Genomic DNA, 849 nt, shown 5'->3' on the forward strand with positions numbered 1-849 from the left:
GGCCAGGCGCAGCGCGAAGGCGCCGGTCATGCAATAGCCGACCGTGCCGATCGCCCCGTCGGCGAAGGTCGGATCGGCCGCGATCGCGGCCAGCAGGGCCGCGAAATCGCGCGCCTGCGCCAGCGGCGTCAGATGGGCGGCATAGCCCAGCAGCATATTGCGCATGTCCGGATCGCGGAAAGATCGGCCGGCGGGCACGACCTGGCCGGCCGCGCTGCGGTAATAGATGTTGGGCATCAGCACGGCATAGCCGCCATCGGCGATCCGCTGCGCCTTGTCGTGATAGCTGGGACGCAGCCCGCCGATATCGCTGAACAGCAGCACGGCCGGATGCGGCCCGGCGCCGTCCGGGACGAAGACCAGGGCATCGATCACGCCATCCGGCGCGGGAATGGACAGCGGGCGCATGGACATCTCCTGTTTCCTGTTCCTGTTTCATGTTTCCTTGGGGGGCAAGCGCGGTTCCACCGGCCCGGTTTTTCTGCACTATGGCCCATCGCGCGCCGATCCGAAACGCACCACCGGCGCGCGCAAGGACAGGAGACCCCCGATGCCCCAAACCCCGCCCGACGGCATGCCGCGCTATCGGCTGTTGACCGGCAAGGACGATGCCGCCTTCTGCCGCCGCGTTTCCGAAGCGATCGAGCTGGGCTACAGGCTCTATGGATCGCCCGCCGCCACCTTCAACGGCGAGAATGTCGTGGTGGCCCAGGCGATCCTCTGGCCGGACGACGAATAGCCGGCGGCGCCGGCCCTACGGCGCCATCGTCCAGCCGGCCAGGGCGATTTCCCGCACCGTGCCCTGGTCCGCCGCGTCGGTGGCGAGACGGACCTGGAACCGCCCGGCCG

2 protein-coding genes are annotated in these 849 nt (G+C 69.3%); one reads left to right on the forward strand and one right to left on the reverse strand.

What is annotated here, in order from left to right; translation table 11 throughout:
• A partial coding sequence (locus tag HUK84_RS20590; protein WP_176641851.1) for a dienelactone hydrolase family protein occupies positions 1–408 on the reverse strand: 408 nt, incomplete at its 3' end.
• Between the two features lie 142 nt (positions 409–550).
• Here HUK84_RS20590 and HUK84_RS20595 point away from each other — a divergent pair.
• Complete coding sequence (locus HUK84_RS20595; protein ID WP_176641850.1) at positions 551–739, forward strand: DUF1737 domain-containing protein; 189 nt, start codon at positions 551–553, stop codon at positions 737–739.
• Positions 740–849: the final 110 nt, after the last annotated feature.

Origin of the sequence: Nguyenibacter vanlangensis (assembly GCF_013376155.1) — a bacterium.
Lineage (GTDB): Bacteria > Pseudomonadota > Alphaproteobacteria > Acetobacterales > Acetobacteraceae > Gluconacetobacter > Gluconacetobacter vanlangensis.

Bases quoted from the DNA above. Each gene is read 5' to 3' on its own strand.
- HUK84_RS20595 (WP_176641850.1), top strand. From the start codon at position 551: ATGCCCCAAACCCCGCCCGACGGCATGCCGCGCTATCGGCTGTTGACC.